Genomic DNA, 24,691 nt, shown 5'->3' on the forward strand with positions numbered 1-24,691 from the left:
CGACGGCTTGTCGAGCGGGAGGCTCGACCTACGCGACCTGAAGGCAAACGACACTGCGGGCAGGACGCCCGCCCCACGCGGATTGATGGGGAATGCGGTTTTCGCGCAGGCCGACCGTCCCGGTCGGCAATCTCCTCGGCCTTCGCGTCCCTCGGGACGCCCGGTCGCAGGCCCTTAGCCCCGGGTCTCAACCCGAGGCACCGACGACCGGCGTGGTGTCTAGCGGGACGCTCTCGACCTACGCGGTTGGGGAGGCATTCATCACCCTACGGCAGCCGCTCGGCCACGAAGCCCAATTCCTCGCGGATGAGCCTAGGGTCGTAGACGGAATCGTGCTCGTGACCTGGGTGCTCGAAGTAGGACACATCCACGTCATCCCCCCACCAGTTGCGCAGGATGTCGGCCACCGGCGCAGATACCCAGGCTTTCGGCCCGACGGCGTTCATCACGCGCACGCCAGGCTTGATGGGTGACTCGACGGCTAATGTGAAGGCCCGCACCGCATCGCTGAGACCCATGATGGTAATGCTGCCCAGCGCCCACTGCCCCAGTGGCCCGACTCCCCGCGGCGCGGGGAGATTCTCGTCCGGAATCACCGTGGACAGGCGCAGGTTGATGACGTCGATCTCCTCGTTCTGCCGCTGGTAGTACCGAGTGATCTCCTCCATCAGGTACTTGGAGACCCCGTAGCCGTCGCGGTCGAAGCAGGGATGATCGTCGGGGATAGGAACCTGCAAGGGCCGGAACTTCGTGCTCTGCATACCCACGGCGGCGATGGAACTGGCGTTCACGAACTTCCGACAGCCGCGGTCCATGAGGTAGCGCATGAGGCATCGGGTGCCCTCGACATTCACCAGCAGCCCGTCGCGCTCCAGGCAACCTCCGGTAACGGCCGCGAGATGCACCACGCCATCAATGCAGTAGCGGTCAAGCTGGCGTAGGTCCTCGAAATTGCTGAACTCGCCCCGGGCCCAGGGCAGATCGAGACCCGGGTTCTTGCGGCTCATGCAGACGACCTCGTGGTTCGCGGACAGTGCCTGCGCCATGGCCTTGCCGATGAGTCCGCTGGCCCCGGTGACGAGAATCGTGCTCATTTTCGGTCAGCCTTTCCTGGGCTAGTCGCTCCAATGAACCAGTACGCCGGTGAGTTCCGGGTCTCCCTGGTTGATGCGCTTGAAGATTGCCGGCGCGTCCGCAGCTTCGATGCGGTGGGTAATGCAGTGCTCCCAGTTGAGCGCGCCCATGGCCATGTTCCTCAACACCGCCGCGCGCGCGGGCTGGTAGCCGTCATCGCAGGGGAAGAACATTTGCAGGCGCTTTCCATGAGCGGGCAGAAAATGCATGCTCACCGGTTCCGCGCCGTAATTGCCTTGCCAGACGAATGTCGCGCGGGGCTTGCACAGGGCGATCGCCGGGTCGATGCAGGCCGGGATGCCGGTGCACTCGAAGACGAAGTCCGCGCCGCCGGGGGAGATCTCGTTGATGGCGGCCACGGCATCGGTCTCGGCGCTGTTGATGAGGTGATCCGCGCCCATCTTCCGCGCCATCTCAAGCTGCCGCGGGTTGATATCCACGGCAACCACCACGCAGCCGCGGTGCACGCAAGCCGCAATGACGCCTTGGCCGATGAGCCCTGCGCCATGCACCACAACCACCGCGCCCATGCGGGGATTGGCCATGTCCACACCGGTTAGGCCTACCGCGGGCATGACGAACATGCTGGCGAGATCTACTGGCGCGCCCGGGGGAAGTTTGGCGACGCCATGAGTGCCGGCGGGCTTGCGGATTGCGTGAGATGCATGGGCGCCGCTGACGCAGGAGACCGGGGTCCCGTCGGCGAGTTCCATGTGATCGTTACCCCGGAAGTACACGAGGTCGCCGATGGCGAAGTCGGTGATGTCCGAGCCCACCTCCTCCACCACACCCGTGCCCTGGTACCCGGTGCAGAGTGGGTACGGGCCCCACGAGATCTTGTTGCGTATCAGGGCGAACTCCGTGCCAATGCTCACGCCGGTCCACAGTGTGCGGATGAGCAACTGGTCGGGAGCGGGCCCATTGAGGTTCACGTCCTGAATCGAGAACTGCTGGTTCGCGTCGCAAATGAGTGCCCTGGCCCGCATGGCCGTCTCCTTCGGTAGCTGATGCTTGCGCGTTGGTACGCGGCGGTCTATTCGCCCGTGGGCTGATCGGGTCCTTCCATTCTCGCCAGCAATCCGCGCAGGTAGTCCCGGCCGAAGTAAAGGCGCTCCAGCATCTGGTCCAGGTACGGGATCGCTTCATATTCCTGAGGGTCGGGCAGCTCACCGGAGCGGATGCGGGTCTCGCATTGCCAGACCAGCCTCATCACCTTGCCGAACTCGGCGCAGGTGAGGTCGGGATGCAGGGCGAGCCAGTCCTCCTGGAACACCGCGAAGGTGAAGAGCCACTTGTGGTCCTCGATGGACAGGCGCAGGTCCGGGGAATACCCCGCCAGCGCGGGCAGTATCCGGGGCCAGTCGAGAATGCCCTGTCCGGGTGCGCGGCCCTGGCGCGTGTAGCCCTGGTCGCAGAAGAACATGATGGCGTCCTTGGTGTGGGTGAGGTGGGTGTAGGGCGCGGCGCGTTTCGCGGCGAGAACCGGGTCCTCGGCGTGACACAGGACATTGGCGGTGTCCAGGCAGATGCCCGCGATGTCTGGTCCCACGTCTTCGACGAGGCGCACGAGCTCGAAAGTGGTAGTGTCGCCGTGGGTCTCGAGATTGATGCGGCTGCCATGGTGGCGCAGGACCGGTCCCAGCCGGCGGATGAAGTCGGCGGAATCCGCGAGGTGTTGCGTCCACGGTACCGGATGCTGGTAGCGCTCGTCGCCGCCGCCGAGTGAGCTGTGCAGCTCGTGCCAGCCGATCTCTGCCGCTGCAGTGATCTGGCGCTCGAGCTCTGCCTGATGGGCATCCAATTGACCGGGCGCGATCAGGTGCGGGTTGCAGCCGGGGACCGAGACGTCGGTGTACAGGCCCATGGCGTCCGCCTGTTGCCGGATTTCGCGAAGCCGTCCCATATCGAGGGTGTCGCTCAATCCGCGCAAGCCTCCGAAGAGGGCGCCGTCGAACCCGTGGGTCCGCATGAAGTCGAGGGTCTGGAATGGGTCGAGGCCCAGTTCGCGGATGGTGAAAGTGTCGATGCCGACTTTCATGGTGGCTCCTCAGACCGTTCCCGGCCAAGGCTTCGGCTCGATGGGAAGCGTGACGGTGCAGCCGGTTGCTTCGGCGAGGTACGCGGCCTCGGCGACTTCCACCGTTCCTCGCACTGCGCGGCCGTCAGTGCAAATGTCGGCGGGCTCGCCGCGCACGCTCTTTATCCACTCGCCGATGCAGCGCACGTGCCCTACCCAGTCACCGCTTCTGACCAGAGAAAAACCGCCGGTGCTTTCCATTTCATACTGCCACGGCGTCTCGCTGTCAGCGGGGGTGTGGAGCTTGAGGAACGTTCCCTTGCCCGACATGTAATAGGCTTCGCCTCTGGTTCCGCAGACCTGAACCATCTCGTACCACAGGCCGTTCTCGGAGGCATTGGAGGTAGTCCACCAGTTGATGGAGAGATGCCCCAGAGCCCCGGACTCCATCTGCGCAATGATCACGCCGGCGAACTCGCCTTCCATGCGCTCCGGGTTCGTCTTGGTCATGCAGGCGACGGATTTGACCTCGCCGCCATACCAGCGCAGGGCGTCGATCTGGTGGGTGAGGCAGCTCATGATGGCCCCGCCGCCGAGACGGTCGCGACTGCGCAGCCAGTGATCCGCCGGGCCCACCACGTTCTGGTTGTGGTCGAGTTTCCACCAGAAGATCTCACCCAGGACGCCGGAATCCACGATTTCCTTGAGCGCCATCCACTGCCCGTGGTAGCGGCGGTCGTGGCAGACGGTCAGGGCGACGCCGGCGCGGTCGCAGGCCTCAATCATCCGATCGCACTCGTACACGTTCCGGGCCATGACCTTCTCGACCAGCACCGGCTTGCCGGCTTCCGCAGCGGCGATGGTCGCGGGCATGTGCAGGTCGTGAGGCAGGATGATGTCCACCGCGTCCACATCATCCGCGGCGATGACGTCGTGATAGTCGGCCTCTATTCGGACGTCATCGCCGAATAGCTCGCGAAGTTTCTTGGCACATTCGGGGCGTGGTTCGGCGACTGCAACCACTTGTGCGCGGTCAGTATTGGCGTGGTACCCGGCGGCATGTGCGCCTACGATGCCTCCGCCGCCGAGGATGCCGATACGCGCTTTGCCCGTCATGGCTGGTCCTCCAGGATGGGAAGGAATGGGTGAACCGGGCGATGAGGCGGACAGGCGGGATTGCCTGCCCCGGCAACGACGGTCGCGGGCAAGCCCGCTGCTGCAAGCGGTAGCCCGCGAGACGACCAGTTCAAGCAGCCGACTATCGCACTCGAAGTTCCGGGTGCTTCTGGGTGACGGTAGACCCCGGCGGCACTGATTCCGCGACGAACACATTGGCCCCGATGACCGAACCCTTGCCGATCACAGTATCGCCGCCGAGAATCGTGGCCCCGGCGTAGATGACCACGTCGTCCTCGATACTCGGGTGACGCTGGATGTCCTTGACTGGGAAACCCCTCTCATCTACCGGGAAGCTCTTCGCGCCAAGGGTGACGCCCTGGTAAATCTTCACGTTCGAACCGATGCGCGAAGTCTCGCCAATGACCACGCCTGTTCCGTGGTCGATGAAGAAACTCCTGCCGATCTGGGCGCCCGGGTGAATATCGATTCCCGTCTCCGCATGGGCAACCTCACTCATGATGCGCGGGACGATGGGGACATCCAGACGGTACAGTTCGTGGGCGATGCGGTGGGTGGTGATGGCCGCGATGCAAGGGTAGCTCATGACCACTTCAGCGTAGGAGTGGGCTGCCGGGTCGCCATTGTATGCGGCGACCACATCGTCCACCAGCAGTTCCCGCACGGCCGGGAGTGAGCCGAAGAATTCCACGAGTATCCGCTGGGCCTCAGCGGCAACATCGGCCACCGGCGTCCCCTTCCCGGAGTCCTGCGCGAACTTGCTCATCCAACGGTAGGGAAGAGCACGCCGGACCGCTTCGAGCAGGCGCGGGTAAGCGGTGCTCAGGCGCTCCTGAATGAACAAGGGCAGGAGGCAGCCGTCCACATCGCCGGGCAGGCAGGTGTCGGATGCCTCGGGCAGCCAGCGGCCAGGGAACATGCACTGACGCAGGCAGGTTAGGGCTTCGATGACCTCGCGTGTATCGGGCAGGTTGGGAGAGCAGCCGTCAGGCACGTCCGCGTCGGTGCGCACGGACAGGTTCCCGAGGGCTTCAGAAGTGCGGCAGATGATGTGCGGGATCGGTTCGCGCGGGCAGGCTTCGCAATGGGCATCATGGCGGACAGCGTGCTCATCAGTCATGTCATACATCCCCTCGCGGATGGAATCTTCGGGGCGCAGATCACCCTGCTCCCCGAAGTAAGGATAGCATATCAGATGGGTCTGTGTCTGCGTGAGGATGGGGTGAGACGGACAATGGCGGGTGGCGAACAAGCAGGATTGACTGTCCCACTGGCGGGAGACGGTGACAGCCTAGGCCCGGCGCTCACTTCGCCCGCCGTATGCTCAGCACGGTCAGGGTGTTCGGCGGCAGGCGGTAGGTCAGGTCGCTGGCGTTTGCGATCTCCAGCGGCTTCGGCCCCTGCAAGGTCACCCGGTCCGGCTCGGCCATGGTATTCTCTGCGAGATAGCTGTCCGCGCCCACCTCGTAGGCTTCGATGGCTGACTGAGCGGGCCAATGAGCGATGCGGATGCGGGCCTCCACGGCTTCGTGCGCGTCCTTGTTCAGGAGCGCGAGATACAGCGCATCGCCCGTGCGCGATGCGCAGGTGGTCACCCGGTCGAAGCTGTACTCCGGGTCGGCGTACAGGCCCGGAGCGGGAGCCGCGATTGTGTTGTCGCCCTCAATACTCGATTGCACCAGTTCCTCGCCGTGCTGTTCGCTCAGGAGCTTGAAGACCCAGTAGATCGGCATACGGAAGCCGTAGCCCGGGTCGGTGGAGGTGCCTTTGTAGGAGATGCCGCGCGGCTGTGTGGTCTCGATGGAGAACAGCGCCTGCGCATCATTGCAGAAGGTGTGCCAGAAAGCCCCGCGGATATGCTCGGACGGGACGCTTCTGGTCATGAGAAACATGAGTATGTCGGCCATGTACACTGCGGTGGCCTGGGTGCGCATGAGCGATCCGCGGAAGCCTTGCTCGTACTGGGGGAAGATGGCGGCGGTCCAGTCCGCCGACCACTCGCCCACCATGATGCCCGGCAGCGGGCGTTGTTTGCACTGGCGCTCCATGAGGGAGACGATCTCGCGGTAGCACTCGCGGAACTTCGTGCCCCAGCAGTAGAGGTGCTTCCACTCGTCGTCGGTGCCAATGTACGGCCAGTTTCCACCCCACCCGTTGGCGGGGTAGAAGTGCCAGTCGAAATAGTCCACCTCCACGTCCAGGTTGCGCAGGAAGGCTTCAGCGAACTCGCTGCTGGTGGCGAAGTTGATGTTCGCCTCGGGAGCAAAGGGCTTCATGCCGGTAATCGGGCGCTCGACGTTGATGAACGGGACGAGGATCTTCGAGCCCGGCGACATGCGGCGTATGATGGGGACCAGCCGGGCCAGGACCTCTGCGTACTCGCGGGCTCCCTCGGCGTTCTCCTGGAAGCCCTGCGGGTAGCTGTGGACCTCATTACCCGGCTGCCAGTAGCGGATATTGTATGGCTCGGGGTGGCCGTTGGCAGCGCGCTTTGCGGCCCAGTTGACTCCATCGCCATCGTCGTCGCCCCGGCCCACGAGGTACTCGATGTACCCCCGCACGGACTCCTCGGGCTCCCCAACGAAGTTGATCTGCATCAAAGGTTCGATACCGAAACGTTCGCAGAACTGGACGTAAGTGTCGAGGTCGTAGACCTCCCACCAGTGGCCCTCGGGGTTCTGGGCAAGGTGGTCCTGCCAGTAGAAGTTGGCCCAGGAGCCCCGGTGATCGTTTCGGTTGAAGACGAACCCGCCGGGGTAACGGGCGATGCGCAGGCCGGATTCCGCGATGTGACTGGCGACGACGTCCGGGTACCTGGGGCTGCGCAGAGGGTTGGTCTTGGCGTCGATACCCGCGCCGAAGACGAAAGGATCGATGGCACCGAGAGAGACTTGGGGTTGAACGTCGAGCTGGACCTGCAGGTCAGTTGCCAGGAGGAGACCGGGCAAGATGAGGGCGCAGATGAGGGCGAGAACGGTCTGCGGCATGAGGGGTGTCTCCGGTTGATGGAGTGCGCACGCCAGAGATGACAATTCCAGGGATTGGGAGGTCTGTCCTTCGGGGGGACAGCTCGGAGCGGACGGCGGACAGGCAGGTCGGCGCGGCACAGGTGCGCGCCCCACAGGCGGCAACGGCAACGAGGAAGGCAAAGGCCCTCGGCGTAAGGGCGCTACGTCGCCGCGGCCAGGCGGTCCTCGCCTGAGATCGCCCCATACTGCAGATTGTGCAGGCGCCAGTAGGCTCCGCGCGCCGCCATGAGTTCCGCGTGGGTTCCGCGTTCCACGATCTGCCCGCCGTCCACCACCAGGATACAGTCCGCCTGGCGAATCGTGCTCAGCCGGTGAGCGATGACGAAGGCCGTGCGCCCGTGCATCAGCCGCAACATCGCGTCCTGGATATGGATTTCCGTACGGGTATCGACGCTGCTTGTGGCCTCGTCGAGAATCAGGATGGCGGGGTCGGCGAGGATCGCCCTGGCAATAGCGAGAAGCTGTCGCTGGCCCTGGCTCAGGCTACCTCCGTCTTCAGTCAGTTCGGTGTCGAAGCCGTGAGGCAGGCGGCGGATGAAGGAGGCCGCATTGGCCAGTTCTGCGGCCTGCTCAACTTCGCTGTCGGTGGCACCCGGGCGGCCGTAGCGGATGTTCTCGCGCACCGTGGTGGCGAACAGGAACGTGTCCTGGAGAACGATCCCCAATGCGCGGCGCAGATCACAACGGCGGATCTCGCGCAAGTCGTGGCCATCCACGCGGATCGCGCCCTCATCCACATCGTAGAAGCGAGTGAGGAGGTTGATGATCGTGGTCTTGCCCGCGCCGGTGGGGCCAACGAGCGCAATGGTCTGTCCGGCCTCGGCGTGGAAGCTCACGTCCTTGAGCACCGGGTGCTCCGGGTCGTAGCCGAAGCTCACTCGGTCGAAGGTAACGTCGCCGCGGGGGGTTTCGAGAGCGACGGCACGCGGAGCGTCGGGGGTTTCCGGAGGCTCGTCAAGGATACCGAAGACTCGTTCCGCACCGGCAATGGCGGACTGCACCATGCCCCAGAGCATGGCGATCTGATTGATGGGCATGGTGACAAAATGCGCGTAGTTTACGAAGGCCGCCACGGTGCCGATGGTCGCGAGATCGTGGAGCACTATCCAGCCGCCGGCGGTTGCGAGGACTGCGAAAGTTATGTTCCGGGCGAGATTCATAGCCGGCCCCATGACGCCGGATATCATGCCGGCAGCGGTTGCACTGCGCCGTAGCTTCTCATTTGCGCGGTCGAAGTCCTGGATGGCGCGCTGCTCGCGGGCGAAGGCCTTGACCACCCGCTGCCCTGTGATGTTTTCCTCGATCAATCCGTTGAGGTCCCCCAGGTCAGCCTGGCGCTCCCGGAACTTGCGGCGACTGGCGGCCGCGATGACGTGGGAGAAGAGGAATGCCAGGGGTGCAGTGGCGAGAGTGACCAGCGCCATGCGCCAGTTGAGCGCGAACATGAAGCAGATCGCGCCGACGACTGACAGGACGCTGGACATGAGTTGCGTGACGGTCTGCGCCAGCGCTTGATTCACGGCTTCGGTGTCGTTGGTGAGGCGGCTCATGATCTCGCCATGGGTCTGGCGGTCGAAGAAGCGCAACGGCAGAGTCTGGATGGTGCGGAAGATGTCGCCGCGGATGTCCCGCAGGGTGCTTTGGGAGACGCGGATCATCATCACCGTCTGCAGCCAGGTGGTGACGGCCGAGAGGATATGGATGCCGATCATCAGGGCGACAATGCGCGCGAGGGCATCCATCTCGCGGGGGATGATGCACCGATCGATGGCGCGGCTGATCAGGTACGGGTTGATGAGGGTCAACACGGTGCTGACCGCAACAAGGGCTGCGACCAGGAGCAGGCTTGACCGGTAGCGCCGGAGATACTGCCAGAGCCGGCGCATGACCGCCGGAACGTCTTCAGCCCGGCTGACGGGCATCATCATTGCCTGCGGGCCGCGCCCCGGGCCGTGGCCGAATACGCGTATGTGATCTACCGGCGGGCGCTTCTCAGACACCGGTAACCACCTCCGGGTCCACCTGCGACCGCACGATCTCCCGGTAGGCCGCGCTCGTCTCCAGCAGCTCTTGATGAGTGCCCTCGGCCGCGATTGCACCGTCTTCGAGCACAAGAATTTTGTCCGCGGCGAGAATGCTGCCAATCCGCTGGGCGACGATCAGGCGCGTGCAGGGATCGGGCGAGTCATCGAGAGCGGCCATGATGCGGGACTCGGTGGCGGCGTCGACGGCGCTTGAGCAGTCGTCGAGAATCAGGATCGAAGGTTTGCAGAGCAGAGCCCGAGCGATTGCGAGCCGCTGTTTCTGGCCACCGGAGAGGTTTACCCCGCGCTGGCCCAGTTGCGTGGCGTATCCGTCAGGCAGAGCCATGATGAACTCATGGGCCTGCGCGGTCCGGGCGGCCTGTTCGACCTCCTCATCGGTCGCATCGGGCCGCGCGTAGGCGATGTTGTCGCGGACTGATCCTGAGAAGAGGACGGTCTCCTGCATGACCATGCCGATGTGCCGGCGCAGGTCGGCCTGCCTCAGGTTGCGCACATCCACGCCGTCCACGAGGACACGGCCGCCCTGGACGTCATACAGGCGCGGCACGAGATGCACGAGACTGGACTTGCCGCTGCCCGTTGCTCCGACAATGGCCACGGTCTGTCCGGGTTCGGCGGTGAGAGAGACCCCGCGGAGGACAGGCTCGGCTTCGTCGCCGTCGTAGCCGAAAAGTACGCTATCGAACTCCAGCCTGCCGGAGGGCGCCGAGATTTCCGCCGGCTCCGCGCAGTCCGTCACGTCGGGCTCGGTGTTGAGGACTTCGGCGATGCGGTGGGTTGATGCGTCGGCCTGGGACATGCGCATCACAAGCATGCCCACCATCACCAGGGAGTGAAACATCTGGGTGAGGTAGTTGGTGAAGGCGAGCAGCTGCCCGACGTGAAGCTGGCCCCGATTCACTTCCCACCCGCCGAACCAGATCACGGCGACGACCGCGACATTGACCAGGAGTGAAATGGCGGGAGTGACCCCGGCGACGAGAGTGGATGCGCGAACGGTCTGGCCCATCAGGTCCTCGTTTGCGGAGCCGAAGCGTGAGCACTCGTGCTGTTCGCGGACGAAAGCCTTGACCAGCCGCACCCCGGCGAGGTTCTCCTGAAGAATGATATTGAGCTTGTCCAGGCGCTCCTGCACGCCGAGAAACAGACCGAAGGCGCGCTTGCTGGTGATAACCAGGGCGGCGATGACCAGCGGGGCAATGATGACAATGATCAGCGACAGGCCGGGAGCGGTCAGGATCGCCATCACCAGGCCACCCATTGCCAGGAGCGGGGCGCGCACCATGATGCGCATAAGCATCAGCGACGCTTCCTGCACCTGGTCGACGTCACTGGTGAGGCGGGTGATCAGCTTGCCGGTCTGCAGGCGATCCAGGTTGGCGGAGGAGAAGCTCTGAATCTTCCGGAAGACCGCGCCGCGCAGGTCCGCGCCGAAGTTGAGCCCGGCGATGGTCGCGAAGATGGTGCATCCCGCGCCGGCCAGGAGGCCGATGATGCCCGCGACGACCATGATCAGTCCGGTATGGATCACGTACCGCAGGTCATTATTGGCAATGCCCTCGTCCACGATGTTCTGCAGCAGGCGCGGTTGAGCAAGGTCCATGGCGACTTCCAGCGCCATCGACAAAGGCGCGAGCAGTGCCGGGACCCAGTATGGGGCCATGTAACGGATGATGGTGCGCAGGGACTTCACCGGCCCATTGCCTCCTGATCAATGACAACCCTGGGCAGGATGCCCAGGCCTAACGGGATTCCTTTTCCTCGGCCGCGTCTTCCGCCTGCGATCTGCGTAGCGCGGCGGCATGCAGCTGCGCCAGGGCGTCGCGTAGCCGGATCAGATCGTCGTCCTCGAGGTCCGCGAGGAGAGCCATCATCCGCCGGCGCGCGCGCTCAAGATGACGCGTGCGCTCCCGGGCGCCACGAGCCGTGAGTCGCACGCGAACAATACGACGGTCCCCGGGGTCGTCAAGCCGCTCAACCTGGCCGCGTTCGATGAGAGCGTCCACCAGGCCGGTTACTGTACTGGGGCGCAGATGCAGGGCGCGAGAGAGCTCGGTCATCGACGGACAGCCGAGATGGCCTATTGTGCGCAGGCACTCCAATTGGGCAAGAGTGAGGTCGAGATGGGCCGCGGGAGGACGATGGCCGCGCCTCATGTAGGAGCCGAAGATCGAGTGCATGAACTCGTCGATCTCAGCCATGAACTTCTCGCGTGATGGGTCAGCAGGCACGGCATTTTCCTTCGGAACACGAATATTTCATTACAGAAACAGTATAGCTTAGATTAGCGACCCGTCAAGGGTTATCTTTGCGGGTCGTGGTTGGTTGCTGAGCCGAAGGACGCGAAGCTGTCTGGACGCAATGGGAGGGTGGGCAGCAGAACTGGATCGGACCTGCTCCGGGGCAGAAGCAGGTCCGATCCGAGTGCGCGGCTCTCAAGCTGTAATGTAATCTTCAGGGCGGGCCGCGCCAACCCTGGAGCTCAGCCTGGGCGCAAGTCTAGGGGGAGACTTAAGCTGAGCCAGGGATATAAGAGCGCTGATTGCTAGGTCTGTTCAAGTTGCGCCTGCCAAACTTGTACAACCCTGTACAGCATCTTTATAGCACGGACGCCCAACCATGTCAATACTTTGTATTGAGATTCTGTGAAGAATTTTCCCGGCACGCCCACCGGGGCACACGCGAGGGTCTTTCGCGTGCACCCAGCAGCCAGGTTCAGGGGAAGGGGAGGGGCTTACTGGTACCCGAGGAGCGATCCGACACTGTGGACGATAAAGGCGGCGATCCAGGCGAGCACGGTGGTGTATGCCGCTGAGAATGCCGGCCAGCGCCAAGTGCCCGTCTCACGGTAGATGACAGCGATGGTGCCCAGGCAGGGAACGTATAGGAGCACGAAAACCATGAGCGCATAGGCGACCAGGGGCGACAGACCAGGCTGCTTGCGCAGCACGGCCTGCAGGTTTTCCGTCTCGTCTCCGGCTTCGCCCATGCTGTAGGCCGTCGATAGGGTGGAGACCACCACTTCTTTGGCCCCGAACCCGGCGATGAGAGCCACACCGATGCGCCAGTCAAAGCCGAGAGGACGCAGGGCGGGCTCGATAGCCTTGCCCATCCGGCCGGCCGCACTGTATTCCAGGGCAACCGTTGCCTGGTGCGCCTCGTCGAGGCCCTCCAGCATGTCTGCGGGCGGCTTCGGGTAAGACATGAGCACCCACATGACGATGGCGAACCCGAGGATGACGGTGCCCGCCTTCTTGATGTAGTGCCAGGCGCGTTCCCAGACGTGGATGGCGATGCCGCGAAGGGTGGGAAGTCGGTAGGGGGGCAGCTCCATGACGAAAGGTGTCGTGGAGCCTTTGAAGAGGGTCGACCGTAAGACGAAGGCCATGAGCATGGCCACGGCGACGCCCAGAGCATAGATGGAAAAGATTACTTTCCCAGCGATGTGGGGAGCGAAGAAAGCGCCCGCCAGAAGGATATACACGGGAAGCCGCGCACCGCAACTCATGAATGAGACGATCATCATGGTGACGATGCGGTCGCGCTCGCGGTCGAGGGTGCGCGTCGCCAGGACCGCGGGTACGGTGCAGCCGAAACCGATGAGCATGGGGATAAAGCTCTTGCCATGGAGGCCGACGTGGTGCATGACTTTGTCGACCACGAAGGCGGCGCGAGCCATGTATCCGCTATCTTCAAGGATGGAGATGGCAATGAACAAGAGAACGATGTTGGGTAAGAAGACGAGAACCCCGCCGACGCCGCCGATGATCCCGTCGACGATAAGAGACTTGAGGTCACCCTCCGGCAGGACAGAGGCTGCGTAGCCGGCAAGGGTGCCGAAGAACGCCTCCACCCATTCCATCGGTGGCCCGCCCAGGCGGAAGACCATTTCGAACATGAGCCACATAAACAGAACGAAGATGGGCAGCCCCAGGACGCGATCGACCAGCACGCGATCTACGGCGTCGGACCAGTCGATGCGGCGGATCTGGTCGTGCTGCATGGCCTGTCGCACGGCGCCGGAGGCAAGGCCGTAGCGCTGGTCAGCGATGGCGACCTCGGCGTCGTCGCCCACGACCCGCTCGATGTGGGCGCGGGCCGCATCGACGGCTGCGAGTATCTCGTCGGCTCCCGTGGCCTGCTTCGCCACCATCTCGCGGACCCGGGAATCATTTTCAAGGAGTTTGATTGCGAGCCAGCGCGGGGCCGCGTCATTGTGAAGTCCGCTGGCGACCAACATGGCTTCGATCTGGTCCAGGTGGCACTCCAATTCGGAGCCAAAACGCATGTGCAGCGCGGGCTTGCGGTGTTCATCGGCGACCCGGATCGCCTCGTCGAGCAATTGGCGCATGCCCTGACCACGCGCCGCGACGCAAGGGACGAAGGGCACTCCGAGTAGCTCGCTCAGCAGTTCGTGGTCGATACGTTTGCCGGACAATTCGGCGACGTCGATCATGTTGAGAGCAACCACGGTGGGCTGCTCAAGCTCAATGAACTGGGTGGTCAGATAGAGGTTGCGCTCGAGGTTCGACGCGTCAACGACATCAATGATGACGTCGGGCTTCTCGTATACCACGAAGTCGCGGGCTACGATCTCTTCAATGGAGTAGGCGGTGAGGCTGTATGTGCCGGGCAGGTCGATGATCCGCAGTTCGCGGCCGGCATGGGTGGTGATGCCCTCTTTCTTCTCGACGGTCACGCCGGGGTAGTTGCCCACGTGCTGGTGGGCGCCGGTGAGGGCATTGAAGACCGTGGTCTTGCCGGCGTTGGGGTTGCCCGCGAGACCGACAATGATGGGGCGAGACATGGGACGCACCACTCTCGATGGGAAGCATGACTCCGCGAGGAGCGCCGCGGCAGGGAAAGGCTTAGTCAGGCCTGACCATGATACGGTGGGCCATACCGCGACCGAGCATGAGCTTGGCGCCGCGCACGTTGATGACAACCGGGCCGGGCTGGCTGCCGCCGCTCACCACCTGCATCCGGGTTCCGGGCAGAATCCCCAGGTCGTTGAGATGCCTGCGGGAGCCAACGCTGCCTTCGACGGACACGCAGACAACCTGGTCGCCTGAGCGGGCCAGGCTCAGGGGCATGGATGCGCCACACCGCACGCATTCAGTCCGCGTCGACGAAGACATTGGCGGCCTCTTCCTTGCGCAACGACAGATGGTATCCGCGCACCTTGATTTCCAGCGGATCGCCCAGGGGTGCAAGACGCTCGAGCTCTACCGGTGTTCCCGCTGTGACGCCCATTTCCATGAGCCGCCGGCGCAGGGGGCCCTTGCCCGCCACGCGGACGATGGTACCCTTGAAGCCGGGCTCCTGCTTGTCCAGCGTCATCGGCGTGTCCGGCATTTCCGGCTCCGCGAAGGGGCCGGCCTCGGGAATCTGGATGCCCTCGACGCACTGCCGGCAATCGTGGTCGCACTCGCGATGCTCCCACCGGCCGCGCATATGCTTGAGCCAGTCGCCGCCACTGCGCGGACAGTTCTCGATGAACTCCATGAGGCCGAGGAGGCGTCGAAGGGTCTCGCGGCTGAGGCCGTGTTCGAGACGGCAGGCTTCCTCGTCGGCGGTCTTCTCATCAAGTTGAAGGATGTCGCGCAGGAAACCAACGAGGGTGATGTGACGGCGGTGGATGCTCTCCGCGAGTTCCCGGCCCTCAGTGGTCAGTTCAACATGGCCGTACTTTTCGTGGCGCACGAGCTTCTCGGCGCTCAGGGTGCGTAGAGCGCTGGTGACCGAAGGCATCTTGACGTTCATCGCTTTCGCGATGTCCTTCACGCGTACGACCCGGTCAGACCGCTGGAGGCTGAAGATGGTCTCGAGGTAGTCCTGCATTGTATCGGACAGATGAGTGACCATGTACGGCTCCCGTAAGTAACTTAGGACAGCCTAACTATAGGACGCCGCAACGCGGATGTCAAGGGGCGATTGCGCGAGAAGCAGGGCAGATGCTCGACCGCGACGAAACCGCTGTCGGTAGGCTTAAGTGACCGCGGAAGGCCGTCTGCAAGGCGCACATAGTTGGGGATCTCGAACCGGAAGAGAGTTGGTGGATGTGGTCTACAGGGATTGTGATGCGACGCGTGACGCCGCGGACATTCAGCGCATCTGGGAGGAGATCGGGTGGATCGAGCCCGGGCGCGAAGGGGTCGGCGAGGCGGTTGCGTCTGCCTACAGAGGTCTGGTGGCGGAGCTGGACGGGCATGTGGAGAGCTTTGCGTTCCGATCGCCCGGAGTGGTTCATCACCTGCGCGAGCCGATTCCCTTCTGCGGCATCATGGCGGTGGGGACCAGTTACGTTGCGCGCAGACAGGGCTTCGCGGCGCGACTGACATCGGCTGCGGTTGCCCGGGGTGTCGAAGACGGGGCGATGGTCGCCGGCCTGGGTATGTTTGAGCAGGGCTTCTATAACCGCCTCGGATTCGGCACTGGCGCGCGGGAGATATACGAAAGTCTCAACCCCGGAGACCTGCGGATCAGCACGGTTCCGCGCCCGCCGGTGAGGCTGGGTGCGGATGACTTCGAGGCACTGCACCGGGCGCGGCTCAGACGGATAAAGCAGCACGGGGCGGTGAGTTTCGATGATCCGCAGATCACCCGTCTTGGGCTGCTGGAGCACAGGAACGGGTACGGGCTCGGATACCGTGACCACAGCGGCGAAATCACCCACGCCATGTGGCTGCATGCGGAGCGCCGGGAGCACGGGCCACTGGAGGTCCGTTGGATGGCCTATCAGGAATACCGGCAGATGATGGAACTGCTGGCGCTTCTCAAGGCACTGGGCGACCAGGTCTACACCGTGCGGTTGTACGAGCCGCGCGCCATCCAGTTGCAGGATCTGGTTTCGCAGCCCTTCTCCACATCCCGCGTGCGCGAGGGTGGCAAGCATGAGACGGACTGTGGGGCTGTGGCGTGGTGGCAAATGCGGATCTGCGATCTTGCGGGCTGCCTGGAACGCACCCATCTGATCAACGGAACGACGCGGTTCAACCTGGTGCTTGATGATCCGATTCAGCAGCACCTGGATGAGCGCGAGAAATGGAGTGGCATATCGGGGGAGTACACGGTGACGCTTGGTCCGGAGTCCGGGGCTGTGCGGGGAATCGACGCAAAGTTGCCCACGCTGCGGGCGACGGTCAATGCGTTCACGCGGCTGTGGCTAGGAGTGCGTCCGGCGACGGGGCTTGCGGTGACGGACAGCCTGGAGGGGCCGCCGGAACTGCTGGAGGAGCTTGATCGAGTTCTATGCCTGCCGCAGCCTACGACGGACTGGGGGTTCTGAGGGGGCGGCATCCTGCCCCGCCGAGGACACAGCCGGATGCCGTGGGTACAGCCACCGAACTCAGATGCGGCTGGTGTCCGAATGCCTGTCCCCGCTCCAGATGGGCTGACGTCAGGGGTTGGGCACATCGAAAGTGACTGATCCTATCTCGCAGCGGCTATCGTCCCAGATAGACGCGCGAATAGTGTAGGTTCCCGGCGACAGGGGCTGATCCAGACGGAGAGACACAGAGAATCTGCCCTGGGGGGCGGCGATTGCGGATTCGGCGATGACAAACCGAGAGGCCGCACGGTAACGCGCCTCGTATCCTTCGCGCGTGGCGGGTTCGTCGCGGGTGCCTGACATCGCTGAACTCATTGGGCGCGACAGGGTGACCTTGCCTGTTGCGGTGGAGATCGATGCGCGTCCGTTCACAAGGACGCGATCCGCTTCCGGCCGCACTTGGAACTCCTGCAGCGACGCCGGGAAACGAAGGCGCGTTGCGGGATCGCCCAGCAGGACATAATGGCGCACTACATCGCGGCGCATTCCGGGAAGGTTCTGGGGGCCCTGAACCATCCCGGCCATGGCGTCGGCCTGCTGCCGGAAGGGGCTTGCGTCGGGTTCCAGCACGATCCTGCGGGCGGCGTCCAGTATCTCCCCAAGCGTGGCGTTTTCCTGGCTGAAAGCCGCCTGCACCAGACCCCGTCCAAGCAGTGCGTTCCCGTATGGCTGACAGATGCGCGTGGAGCCGATATACCCCACGGGCCCGGCAGGTCGCTTCAGCACTTGTTCTCCCAGGCTGTCGGTTGACGCGTCGTCGATCTTCGCAGTGTCACAGGCGATCACGGCCATCACCGGCGCGCCCTCGCGGATACTGATTCCGGCAAGATCCCGGACGCGAAGTATGGGTGCTCGGCCCCCGGACCAGTGCACATCATCCAGTTCGTCCTGTCGGCCGTGGCCCACATAGACGAAGAAAAGGCTCCCCGCGTTGAGCATATCCAGGGTCTCGCGCAGGAATTGGGGCGGGTACGGACACAGCGGCGAGCTCGCGTTCCCATGGAGAAGGCTGACCTGGTAGCGCCCGGGAAGGTCAGCGGTGAGTATCTGCGTGAACTGGGACTCGAGCACTGCGTCGATGAACTCGCTGAACCCCGCTCGCCCCACCACGAAACTGACCCTCGCCTGCCAGTCACCCGCCGGCAGGGAAGTCTCATACTCGATGATCCGGTGGACCATGGACGCGAGTTCGTCTGGGGTGTCCGCGGGAAGACGGCCAATGTGCAGCGCAGGGAGACCGTCCTCGCCGGCAGCGTAGTCATAGTCTGTGGCAACATCGCGGTCACTGAGAAACTCGGTGCTGTAGTAGCCTGATGGGGTGACGACCATGGGGACAAACTGCCCGGGCGGACCCGCGGCGTCCCCCACGAGGAGCAAGAACCGAACGCCCCAATCGTGTCGAGCACGGGCGATGAAACGGGTGAGAGCGACGGTGGACTCCGGTGGGCCTGACTGCGCACCGGCAATGGCGCTCAGGGGGACGAGACCCACCCCATAGCCGCAAGCTTGCCTGTGTTCGAGCAGGGGCGCGCAGGCATGGGCCAGGTGGTCCGCGGCGATGATGAGATAGTCCACATGACGCGGACTATCGAGATCAGTGATGAGATGCGGTGAAGCGGCGAAGATAGGCATTGCCGCGAATGTGAGAGCAAGCGTGAGTCCCATGTGGGCGAAGCTCCAATGGCGATATACGGCGGGCCCTAGCCCAGGACGCCGTGACGGACGAGGAAGGGCAGAGCCGGCGGCGGGCGAGATGCCCGCCCCACGCGGCAAAGGCAAAGGCCGACTAGGCGACAGCAGGCGGTTACCAGGCACGAGCCCGGGCCTGCAGGTAGCGGATGGAGTCTACTCCGGCAGGCTGAAATTCGCTCTAGCGGCCGAATCCGCGCCACCGCAGATCGGGACGGCCTCCACGGTCCACTGGCCGGGCTGATCATTGAGCGCAAGCTGCGTCCGGACTGTTATCGGCTGTCCCTCCAGGAGCAGATTCCGTGAGTAATCCTCACATTCGGTCCCGTCGGGTCGCAGGAAACGCAGGCGGACGATCTGGAGCTCCCGGTCCATTGCAGGCGCGATGTTCACAGTGCAAGTGACGGTGCGGTCGGTGCCGATGTTCGCCTGGAGCGCGGGCGGGTTGAGCTTTTGGTCAGTCAGGCAGTAGACGCGGCAGTCGCCGGTCTGCATGGGCGCGGTGATGGTATCCAGCTGCCCCAGGTACTGGCCGGAACGCAGGTCGTAGACGTGCCGGGTTCGGCCAAGCGGCACCCGGGCGACGTCGTCCTCCTCGTCCTGACGCTCGCGCAGCAAGCCGAGGTACTCCAGAGGCCCGGCCTCGTAGCGGATGACCTCGACATGCGGAGCGCGACCGGATGCGAAGGTCACCGGGTACGGCGGCTGAATCCCGAACTGCGCCAGGACGTTGAGCAAGACTGCGCGCATGCCTTTCTCGGTGGCGGTGCCGAACTTGCGCTCATTGTCGAACTCGGCGAGATCGATGTTCAGATACGCCGCGGCGCCCTTGCCCCAGCGATTGATAAGCACCACCGGGACATCGCTTTCCACCGCCCGCCCATGGCCGGCAGCGGATGTGGCGCGGACTTCGGGTTCGGCCGCGGGCAGGCGAATCTCGCCCTCAATGTCCTCGATCACCAGCCCCGGCTTCAGCGTCTGGGCGTCGGCGATGCGCTGGATGCCGAAGACTTCATCCAGCAGGCCCTCGGGTTGGCGCCGGCATTTGGCGTCCATGAGCCCGATGGCCTGGTCGCCGAGAATTCCGCCGCCGTTGTCCACGAAAGCTCTGATCTCCGCGACCTCTTTATCCGACAGCGCGAGGGACTCCGGCAGGATCAGCAGGCTGTAGCGGAAGTCCTCACTAGGCGGGTTGTTGAGGATGCCCTCTTCGATCTGAGCATAGCTTACGAAGTCATACTGCAGCCCCAGGTCCTCGATGAGCTTCACCCACGAGTCACGGACCTTCACGATGTGCTGGTCTTTCCCCGCTAGCAGCGCGGCGTTGATGCTCGGGTGGGAATAGTGGATGGCGATGCGATCGTGCTTGCGTTTCGCCCGACGGATGGCGTCCCACAGGCCCGCCTTGAGTTCGCGGATATTGGCGCGGGTGTCTCGGCCGGATTCGCTGTAAGTGAAGTCCCCGTAGAAGAAGATGGGGGTTGTCCAGGCGCTGATGCCCTTGGTATCGTGCAAGAGGCACCAGAACATCTGGTATTCCAGTCCCTGCCCGGCCTGCCAGTATCCGCACCTGTACGGGGAGCAGCGCACGCCGGTGTGAGGCTGGAAGGAGCGGCGCATCTCGTCGGACCAGCCGGTATTGTACGAATGGTAGTAACTGAAGGCCTTGCTGTTCTGCCACCAGTCCATGCCATTGCCGGGCTTGGGTTCCTGGGTGCCCGACAGACCACATTGGGCACCCGGGTACTCACTTCGGATGGTGTCCTGCACGAGGGTGTAGTACTCGGCTAGACTGTCATTCATGAAGTCCCGGAACTCGGCCCAGGGCGCTGCGTTCGGCCGGCCTTTGACCTCATCGAGGGTCATGGGCATGACCGCATCCCAGCTCGCAAAGCTGGTTTCCCACTCGTCATTCAAGGCATCAAGCGATGCATAGCGTTGCTGCAGCCAGTTGCGGAAGGCTGCGAGAGAGTGTTCGCTGAAGTCGAAGTCGAAGTACTGGGTGTAGTAAGTGAGGCTCATCTCGTCGCCCATGCAGAAGTCGTAGGCACCGCCAAATTGCTTCACCAGTTGGAGCTTGGTCTTCCTGATACCGTCTACGAGAGCCGACAAGTACACAGGGTCCTTGAGGCTGGGGTTGCGCACCAGCCACCGCTTGTCCTTTGTCTTCGCGTACTCTGCTGCCTTCTTTGCATACTCGCGGTCCATAAACTCGGGCACGTCGCGTCCCAGATAGCCGAGGATGCCCAGGAAGGAGTGATCAATGTTCTGGTAGTAATCCCACCAGACTTTGCCCGTGTTGATTTCGGTTTCCCCGTTCATCGCCACGTCCAGGCCGAGGTTCTCCACAAGCGGCCTCATCTCGTCGAACAGGTACTGGCAACGCCACAGGTGCTGCCCGCCCCAACTGGTGAGCGTCAGGCGGTCCAGCTCTCGCGGGGGAATCGCGATGAGAAACGCCTGGCCGGTGTCGTACACTCGGTCGCCCCGAGATAGCGTGAGGTCCCAGCGCATACCGGTGTTGTACAGGATCGGCGGACGGGACTCGAAGGTCAGGTCGGTCTGTGCGCGAGTGACGGTGACTGAGTCCTGAAACAGCAGCCGGCCGTGACAGTCGGTGAGCCTCGCTGTCACCGTTGCGGGCTCGCGAACGGGCTCGGGCAGGCTTGCGCGGCAGGTCAAGCGCAGGGGCACTTTCGAGCGAAAGGCTCGCTGCCAGGGCTGCCCTTTCGGGACCAGTGACTCGGTGTCGATGATGGTCTTCTGCTCGACACTGACCTGCTCCAGCGCCGGGGAGGTCGGGCCATCGAAGCTGAAAGCCCCCCATGCGAGGGAGGCGCCGGCGGAGTCGCGCAGGATAACGTCCACGAAGCACTTGCCGGCCCGCAGTCTGTCAGGCACGGCCACGGAAATACTCTCTTCGGGCTGCGACTTCGCGGTGGCAACCACATTGGAGAAGCGGTCCCGGAAGAGCCATTCCAGTGCGGCATCCCGCAGTTCGGGCGCGCGCAGATCGCCCACGATCCGCGCGGAGACCTGACTCAGGTCGTCGTTCACCTGGAAGTCCTGGAAGCGCAGATCGAGTTCCTTCGCGGCGGCCCAGGTAGCGCAGCGACAGAGCAGGGCCCACCAGTGTTCGAAGTAGTCCCAGGTGACCTTCGCCATCTCATCGGGAAGGTTGTAGTTGCCGCGGTAGCTGATCGCCGGGGTGAGTGCGGAGTACCCGCGGTAGCCTGGCGTGTGGGTGAGGGTGTCGTACGTGAGTGTCACCACGCGGCCCTGTCCAAGTTTGCCCGCAACGATCAAGGGCTGGGTGATCTGGCCGACATAGTTCGCCAAGACATCTCCCTGCGGCGGTGTGGCGAAGGGCATGGCGCGGGTGCGCGGCAGTGTATCCCAGGGCAGGCCGCTGGTGATGTAGTGTTCGGCAACCTGCTCCCACTTCCCCCACGCATTGAGATTGCGCCTCTCGCCGTCGGGAATGCCGCAGACGCCCTGGAGTTCGTCGTCGGGCTTGAGACCCTCGGGCTCGATATAGACCAGCCCGGTGCCGGCCTCGACCTTCTGTGCAATGGTCCTGCGCAGCTCGGGGGTGAAGTGGTGGTCCCACTTGAGGCCGGAGAGGATGATGACGTCGAATTCCTTCTCCAGCTTCTCGGACAGCCTGCGTTGGGCGGCCTCGAGGGTGAGGATCGAGCGGTCTCCGTGGTAGAGCCACTCTTTGTCAAGGGTGGAGAAGAACTTGACGTACTCGAACTCCAGGTCCAGGCGCTGCCACAGTTCGATGACCTCGCGGCAGTAGCGATCATCACACAGGACGAGGGCGCGAATCGGCCCGCTGAAGTAGGGCTTGGCCCACTTCACGTGGGGAGTCTCGACCTCGGTGGACAGCTCATGGCCCTTGTGCTGGACGGTCTGGGCCGGGCCGGAAGTGCCGACCCGCTCTTCCAGGGGCTCCAACTTATACGCGAGTTTCGCGCCGCCCACGGTGAAAGGACGTTCAAACTCGCCGGTAACCTGTCCGCCGGAGTAGATCACGCAGTTGGCCACATATGCGCCGGGCGAGAGCCCGAGGGTCGCTTCCTGATTGAGACGCCCATCCATCAGCGGAAAGCGGCCCAGCTCTTTCCAATCCCCATCAGGCAGTGACCGGGTGCGCAAGGCGATCTCGGTCCCCTCCGCGCCGTCCACCTGCACCGCGCCGAGACCGATGCGCACCGCGGCAGGGTCGTCTGTGTTGATCTCAAGGCCGCCGACGGTGGCCCCGACCACTCCGTCAACGCGCTTGAGACCTTCGAAGGGCAGCAGGGTGACGTCGGTCTCGAGGCTCTCACCGGCGCGCAGGGGCAGGAGGTTGTAGCGCCATTCGAAGGTGGGGATAGCCGTGCCCGCACCGGCCCACATGTAGAAGCAGTTGAGGATCCTGTACTCCATGGAGACTGCAAGTCCGACCCCGTTGTCAGCCACATATGCAGCCCAGCCCCGAGCCGGGTCCCAGTGCCAGGTCTCCAGCGGCTTGCCGGCTTCGAAGCGCTCCTCGACCACGCCGGAAGTAGTGGGGAAGAAGTAGGTGGCATCCTGCCCGCGCACGCCCAGGAAATGGTGGGACCACAGACCGTAACTGTACTCGGTCTGGGAGTTCTGGTCGTTGGTGAGCCGGTACTTCACGCGGACCACGGGGCTGTCTGCGTCCAGCGAAATGCTCTTGCGGATCTCGGTGAAGGCCAGCATACCGCCCAGGCCCTGGGTCCACAGGTCGAGCCGCGCCGTCTGCGGGGTCGTCTCCATCTCGCTGAAGTAATCGCGCTCGGCGAAGGAGTAGTCAGGGGACCAGAGCTGATCGCGCAGGAGACCGTAACGTCCCGAGCCACCCACCAGTTCCGCGCCGGAGTCCTTGAGCGCGAAGCTGCGGCACAGGCCGCCTTCGGGTTCGAACACCAGACGTACCCGGGGGTTCTCGAGGATCAGTTCCTGACGGCCGTCGTTATCGGCATCCATCTCGGTCGCGCGGGCGCCAGGGCGGTTGTCGAAAGCCAGGGCGTAGTCGCCGGTGGCAGCCTGCTGCTGGGGCTCACCGAACAGTTCGATCTCCTGGATGCTGACGATCGAGGCGGCGTGGAAGATGACCCGCAGGTTTCGGGTGGTCACATCCACGGCGATGGGGATTGTGAAGGCGCTCTGCGCGGTGGGGCCCCAGAAGCCCTCCGGGTTCGCGCCGACCTGAACGAACTGTCCGGCCTGCAGCGCCTCCACGGTTGTCTTCGTGAGCTTGTAATTGTCGTTGTGGCGGTGCACCTGAGCGACCACTCGTCGCACCCGGGTTTCCTCAGGCAGGGTGATCTCGATGACCACCCGGCCGCCACTGAAGATCGCGCTCCTGGACGGGTTCTTGTCGCCGTCCGTGAGCTTGGTGAACTGCGGGTCGGCCCACTGGTCGCCCAGGGGGTTGGCGTCACAGGTGTAAGTCCAGCCGGTGAGGGGCTGTTCCTGCGAGTGGCCCGGACATGCGGCAAGAATGATCAGCGCGAGGGTTGCGAGGGGAAGTACGCGGCGAACCAACATTTCGCTCACCTGCCGGCATGGCGGTATCCGACCTATGATTGTTCCGCGTCCGCAGACGATGTACCTGTATAGACGGGTGAAAACCCGGAAACCTGGATCGAGGTCTGTGTGTTCAGAGAAACAGGCAATAGGTTGTTCGTGCAATCCTAGGAAAGCAACAAAGCGTTGTGGCGTCGCGGAAGGGTCCAGTCTACGTTCGCAGCATGACCTTGTTCGGCATCCTGGCCTTCTTCCTGATGGTCGGGGCGCCGTACTTGCACGCCCACCAACCGGGGCACCAGACGGACCAGTGCCCCGCTTCCCAGGTGCTGCACTCGGGCGCAGTTGCTGTGCCCTCACCGCTGGTCATCACGTGTGACGCGCAATTCTCCAGATCGACACACATTGCCGCACTGCCTCTTCAGGACACCGAGACTCCCGCCGCCTGGCAACCCCGCGCACCTCCCTGCTGACCTGCCTTGAGCGCCGTTAATAAGCCGCTCTCCGCGCTTTCGCGCGGTGACGCCGATTCGCAACTCCTTTGCGAACCACTCAGGGAGGTGCACAAGCCATGCTTTGCTTCCGGAAGTCCCGCCGTACCGGTTTCACGCTCATCGAACTGCTGGTGGTCATCGCGATTATCTAATCGCTGAACAACCCCATTGGCGGGGTGTTACGCGTCGCTCTGGCCGTCTTTTTTGAAGGCCCGGGCCCTTTTCTCTCAACGTGAGCCGTTTACAGGCGCTCTGAAGGCCATTCTGTTGCGGTC

The 24,691-nt window shown here is 63.7% G+C and carries 16 protein-coding genes; 2 read left to right on the forward strand and 14 right to left on the reverse strand.

Going from position 1 to position 24,691, the window contains the following annotated elements:
* Nucleotides 1-266: 266 nt before the first annotated feature.
* From HPY44_16785 to HPY44_16840, 12 genes are all read right to left on the reverse strand, one after another.
* Entirely contained in the window at nt 267-1,094 is an 828-nt protein-coding gene (locus HPY44_16785; GenBank protein ID NSW57669.1) for an NAD(P)-dependent oxidoreductase, read from the reverse strand.
* 21 nt (nt 1,095-1,115) lie between these two features.
* Nucleotides 1,116-2,120 (reverse strand): zinc-binding alcohol dehydrogenase, encoded by a 1,005-nt coding sequence (locus HPY44_16790; GenBank protein NSW57670.1) that lies wholly within the window; start codon nt 2,118-2,120, stop codon nt 1,116-1,118.
* A gap of 47 nt (nt 2,121-2,167) precedes the next feature.
* Nucleotides 2,168-3,172 carry a sugar phosphate isomerase/epimerase gene (locus HPY44_16795; protein ID NSW57671.1) on the reverse strand — a complete coding sequence of 335 codons (1,005 nt, stop codon included), beginning with the start codon at nt 3,170-3,172 and terminating at the stop codon, nt 2,168-2,170.
* 9 nt (nt 3,173-3,181) lie between these two features.
* A complete protein-coding gene (locus HPY44_16800; GenBank protein NSW57672.1) occupies nt 3,182-4,267 on the reverse strand; it encodes a Gfo/Idh/MocA family oxidoreductase in 1,086 nt (361 codons plus the stop codon).
* 142 nt (nt 4,268-4,409) lie between these two features.
* Nucleotides 4,410-5,408: a serine acetyltransferase gene (locus HPY44_16805; GenBank protein NSW57673.1), complete on the reverse strand. Its 999-nt coding sequence runs from the start codon at nt 5,406-5,408 to the stop codon at nt 4,410-4,412.
* Nucleotides 5,409-5,592: 184 nt separating this feature from the next.
* Complete coding sequence (locus HPY44_16810; protein NSW57674.1) at nt 5,593-7,275, reverse strand: hypothetical protein; 1,683 nt, start codon at nt 7,273-7,275, stop codon at nt 5,593-5,595.
* A gap of 182 nt (nt 7,276-7,457) precedes the next feature.
* A complete protein-coding gene (locus HPY44_16815; protein NSW57675.1) occupies nt 7,458-9,245 on the reverse strand; it encodes an ABC transporter ATP-binding protein in 1,788 nt (595 codons plus the stop codon).
* A gap of 64 nt (nt 9,246-9,309) precedes the next feature.
* Nucleotides 9,310-11,025 carry an ABC transporter ATP-binding protein gene (locus HPY44_16820; protein ID NSW57676.1) on the reverse strand — a complete coding sequence of 572 codons (1,716 nt, stop codon included), beginning with the start codon at nt 11,023-11,025 and terminating at the stop codon, nt 9,310-9,312.
* Between the two features lie 79 nt (nt 11,026-11,104).
* Nucleotides 11,105-11,593 carry a MarR family transcriptional regulator gene (locus tag HPY44_16825; protein NSW57677.1) on the reverse strand — a complete coding sequence of 163 codons (489 nt, stop codon included), beginning with the start codon at nt 11,591-11,593 and terminating at the stop codon, nt 11,105-11,107.
* Nucleotides 11,594-12,096: 503 nt separating this feature from the next.
* Nucleotides 12,097-14,169, reverse strand: a complete 2,073-nt coding sequence (gene feoB, locus HPY44_16830; protein NSW57678.1) for a ferrous iron transport protein B — start codon at nt 14,167-14,169, stop codon at nt 12,097-12,099.
* A 61-nt stretch (nt 14,170-14,230) separates the two neighbouring features.
* Nucleotides 14,231-14,455, reverse strand: coding sequence for a ferrous iron transport protein A (locus HPY44_16835; GenBank protein NSW57679.1), 225 nt, complete (start codon nt 14,453-14,455; stop codon nt 14,231-14,233).
* Between the two features lie 22 nt (nt 14,456-14,477).
* Nucleotides 14,478-15,227, reverse strand: coding sequence for a DtxR family transcriptional regulator (locus HPY44_16840; GenBank protein NSW57680.1), 750 nt, complete (start codon nt 15,225-15,227; stop codon nt 14,478-14,480).
* Nucleotides 15,228-15,417: 190 nt separating this feature from the next.
* Between HPY44_16840 and HPY44_16845 the strand changes: the two genes are divergently transcribed.
* Entirely contained in the window at nt 15,418-16,650 is a 1,233-nt protein-coding gene (locus HPY44_16845; protein ID NSW57681.1) for a hypothetical protein, read from the forward strand.
* A 111-nt stretch (nt 16,651-16,761) separates the two neighbouring features.
* Here HPY44_16845 and HPY44_16850 read toward each other — a convergent pair whose 3' ends face one another.
* The gene (locus HPY44_16850; protein ID NSW57682.1) at nt 16,762-18,357 is read right to left on the reverse strand and encodes a hypothetical protein; all 1,596 of its coding nucleotides are present in this window, start codon (nt 18,355-18,357) and stop codon (nt 16,762-16,764) included.
* Between the two features lie 180 nt (nt 18,358-18,537).
* Entirely contained in the window at nt 18,538-23,943 is a 5,406-nt protein-coding gene (locus HPY44_16855) for a beta-galactosidase (protein NSW57683.1), read from the reverse strand.
* A 520-nt stretch (nt 23,944-24,463) separates the two neighbouring features.
* Here HPY44_16855 and HPY44_16860 point away from each other — a divergent pair.
* Nucleotides 24,464-24,568 (forward strand): prepilin-type N-terminal cleavage/methylation domain-containing protein, encoded by a 105-nt coding sequence (locus tag HPY44_16860; GenBank protein NSW57684.1) that lies wholly within the window; start codon nt 24,464-24,466, stop codon nt 24,566-24,568.
* Nucleotides 24,569-24,691: the final 123 nt, after the last annotated feature.

The organism is Armatimonadota bacterium (genome assembly GCA_013314775.1).
Lineage (GTDB): Bacteria > Armatimonadota > Zipacnadia > Zipacnadales > JABUFB01 > JABUFB01.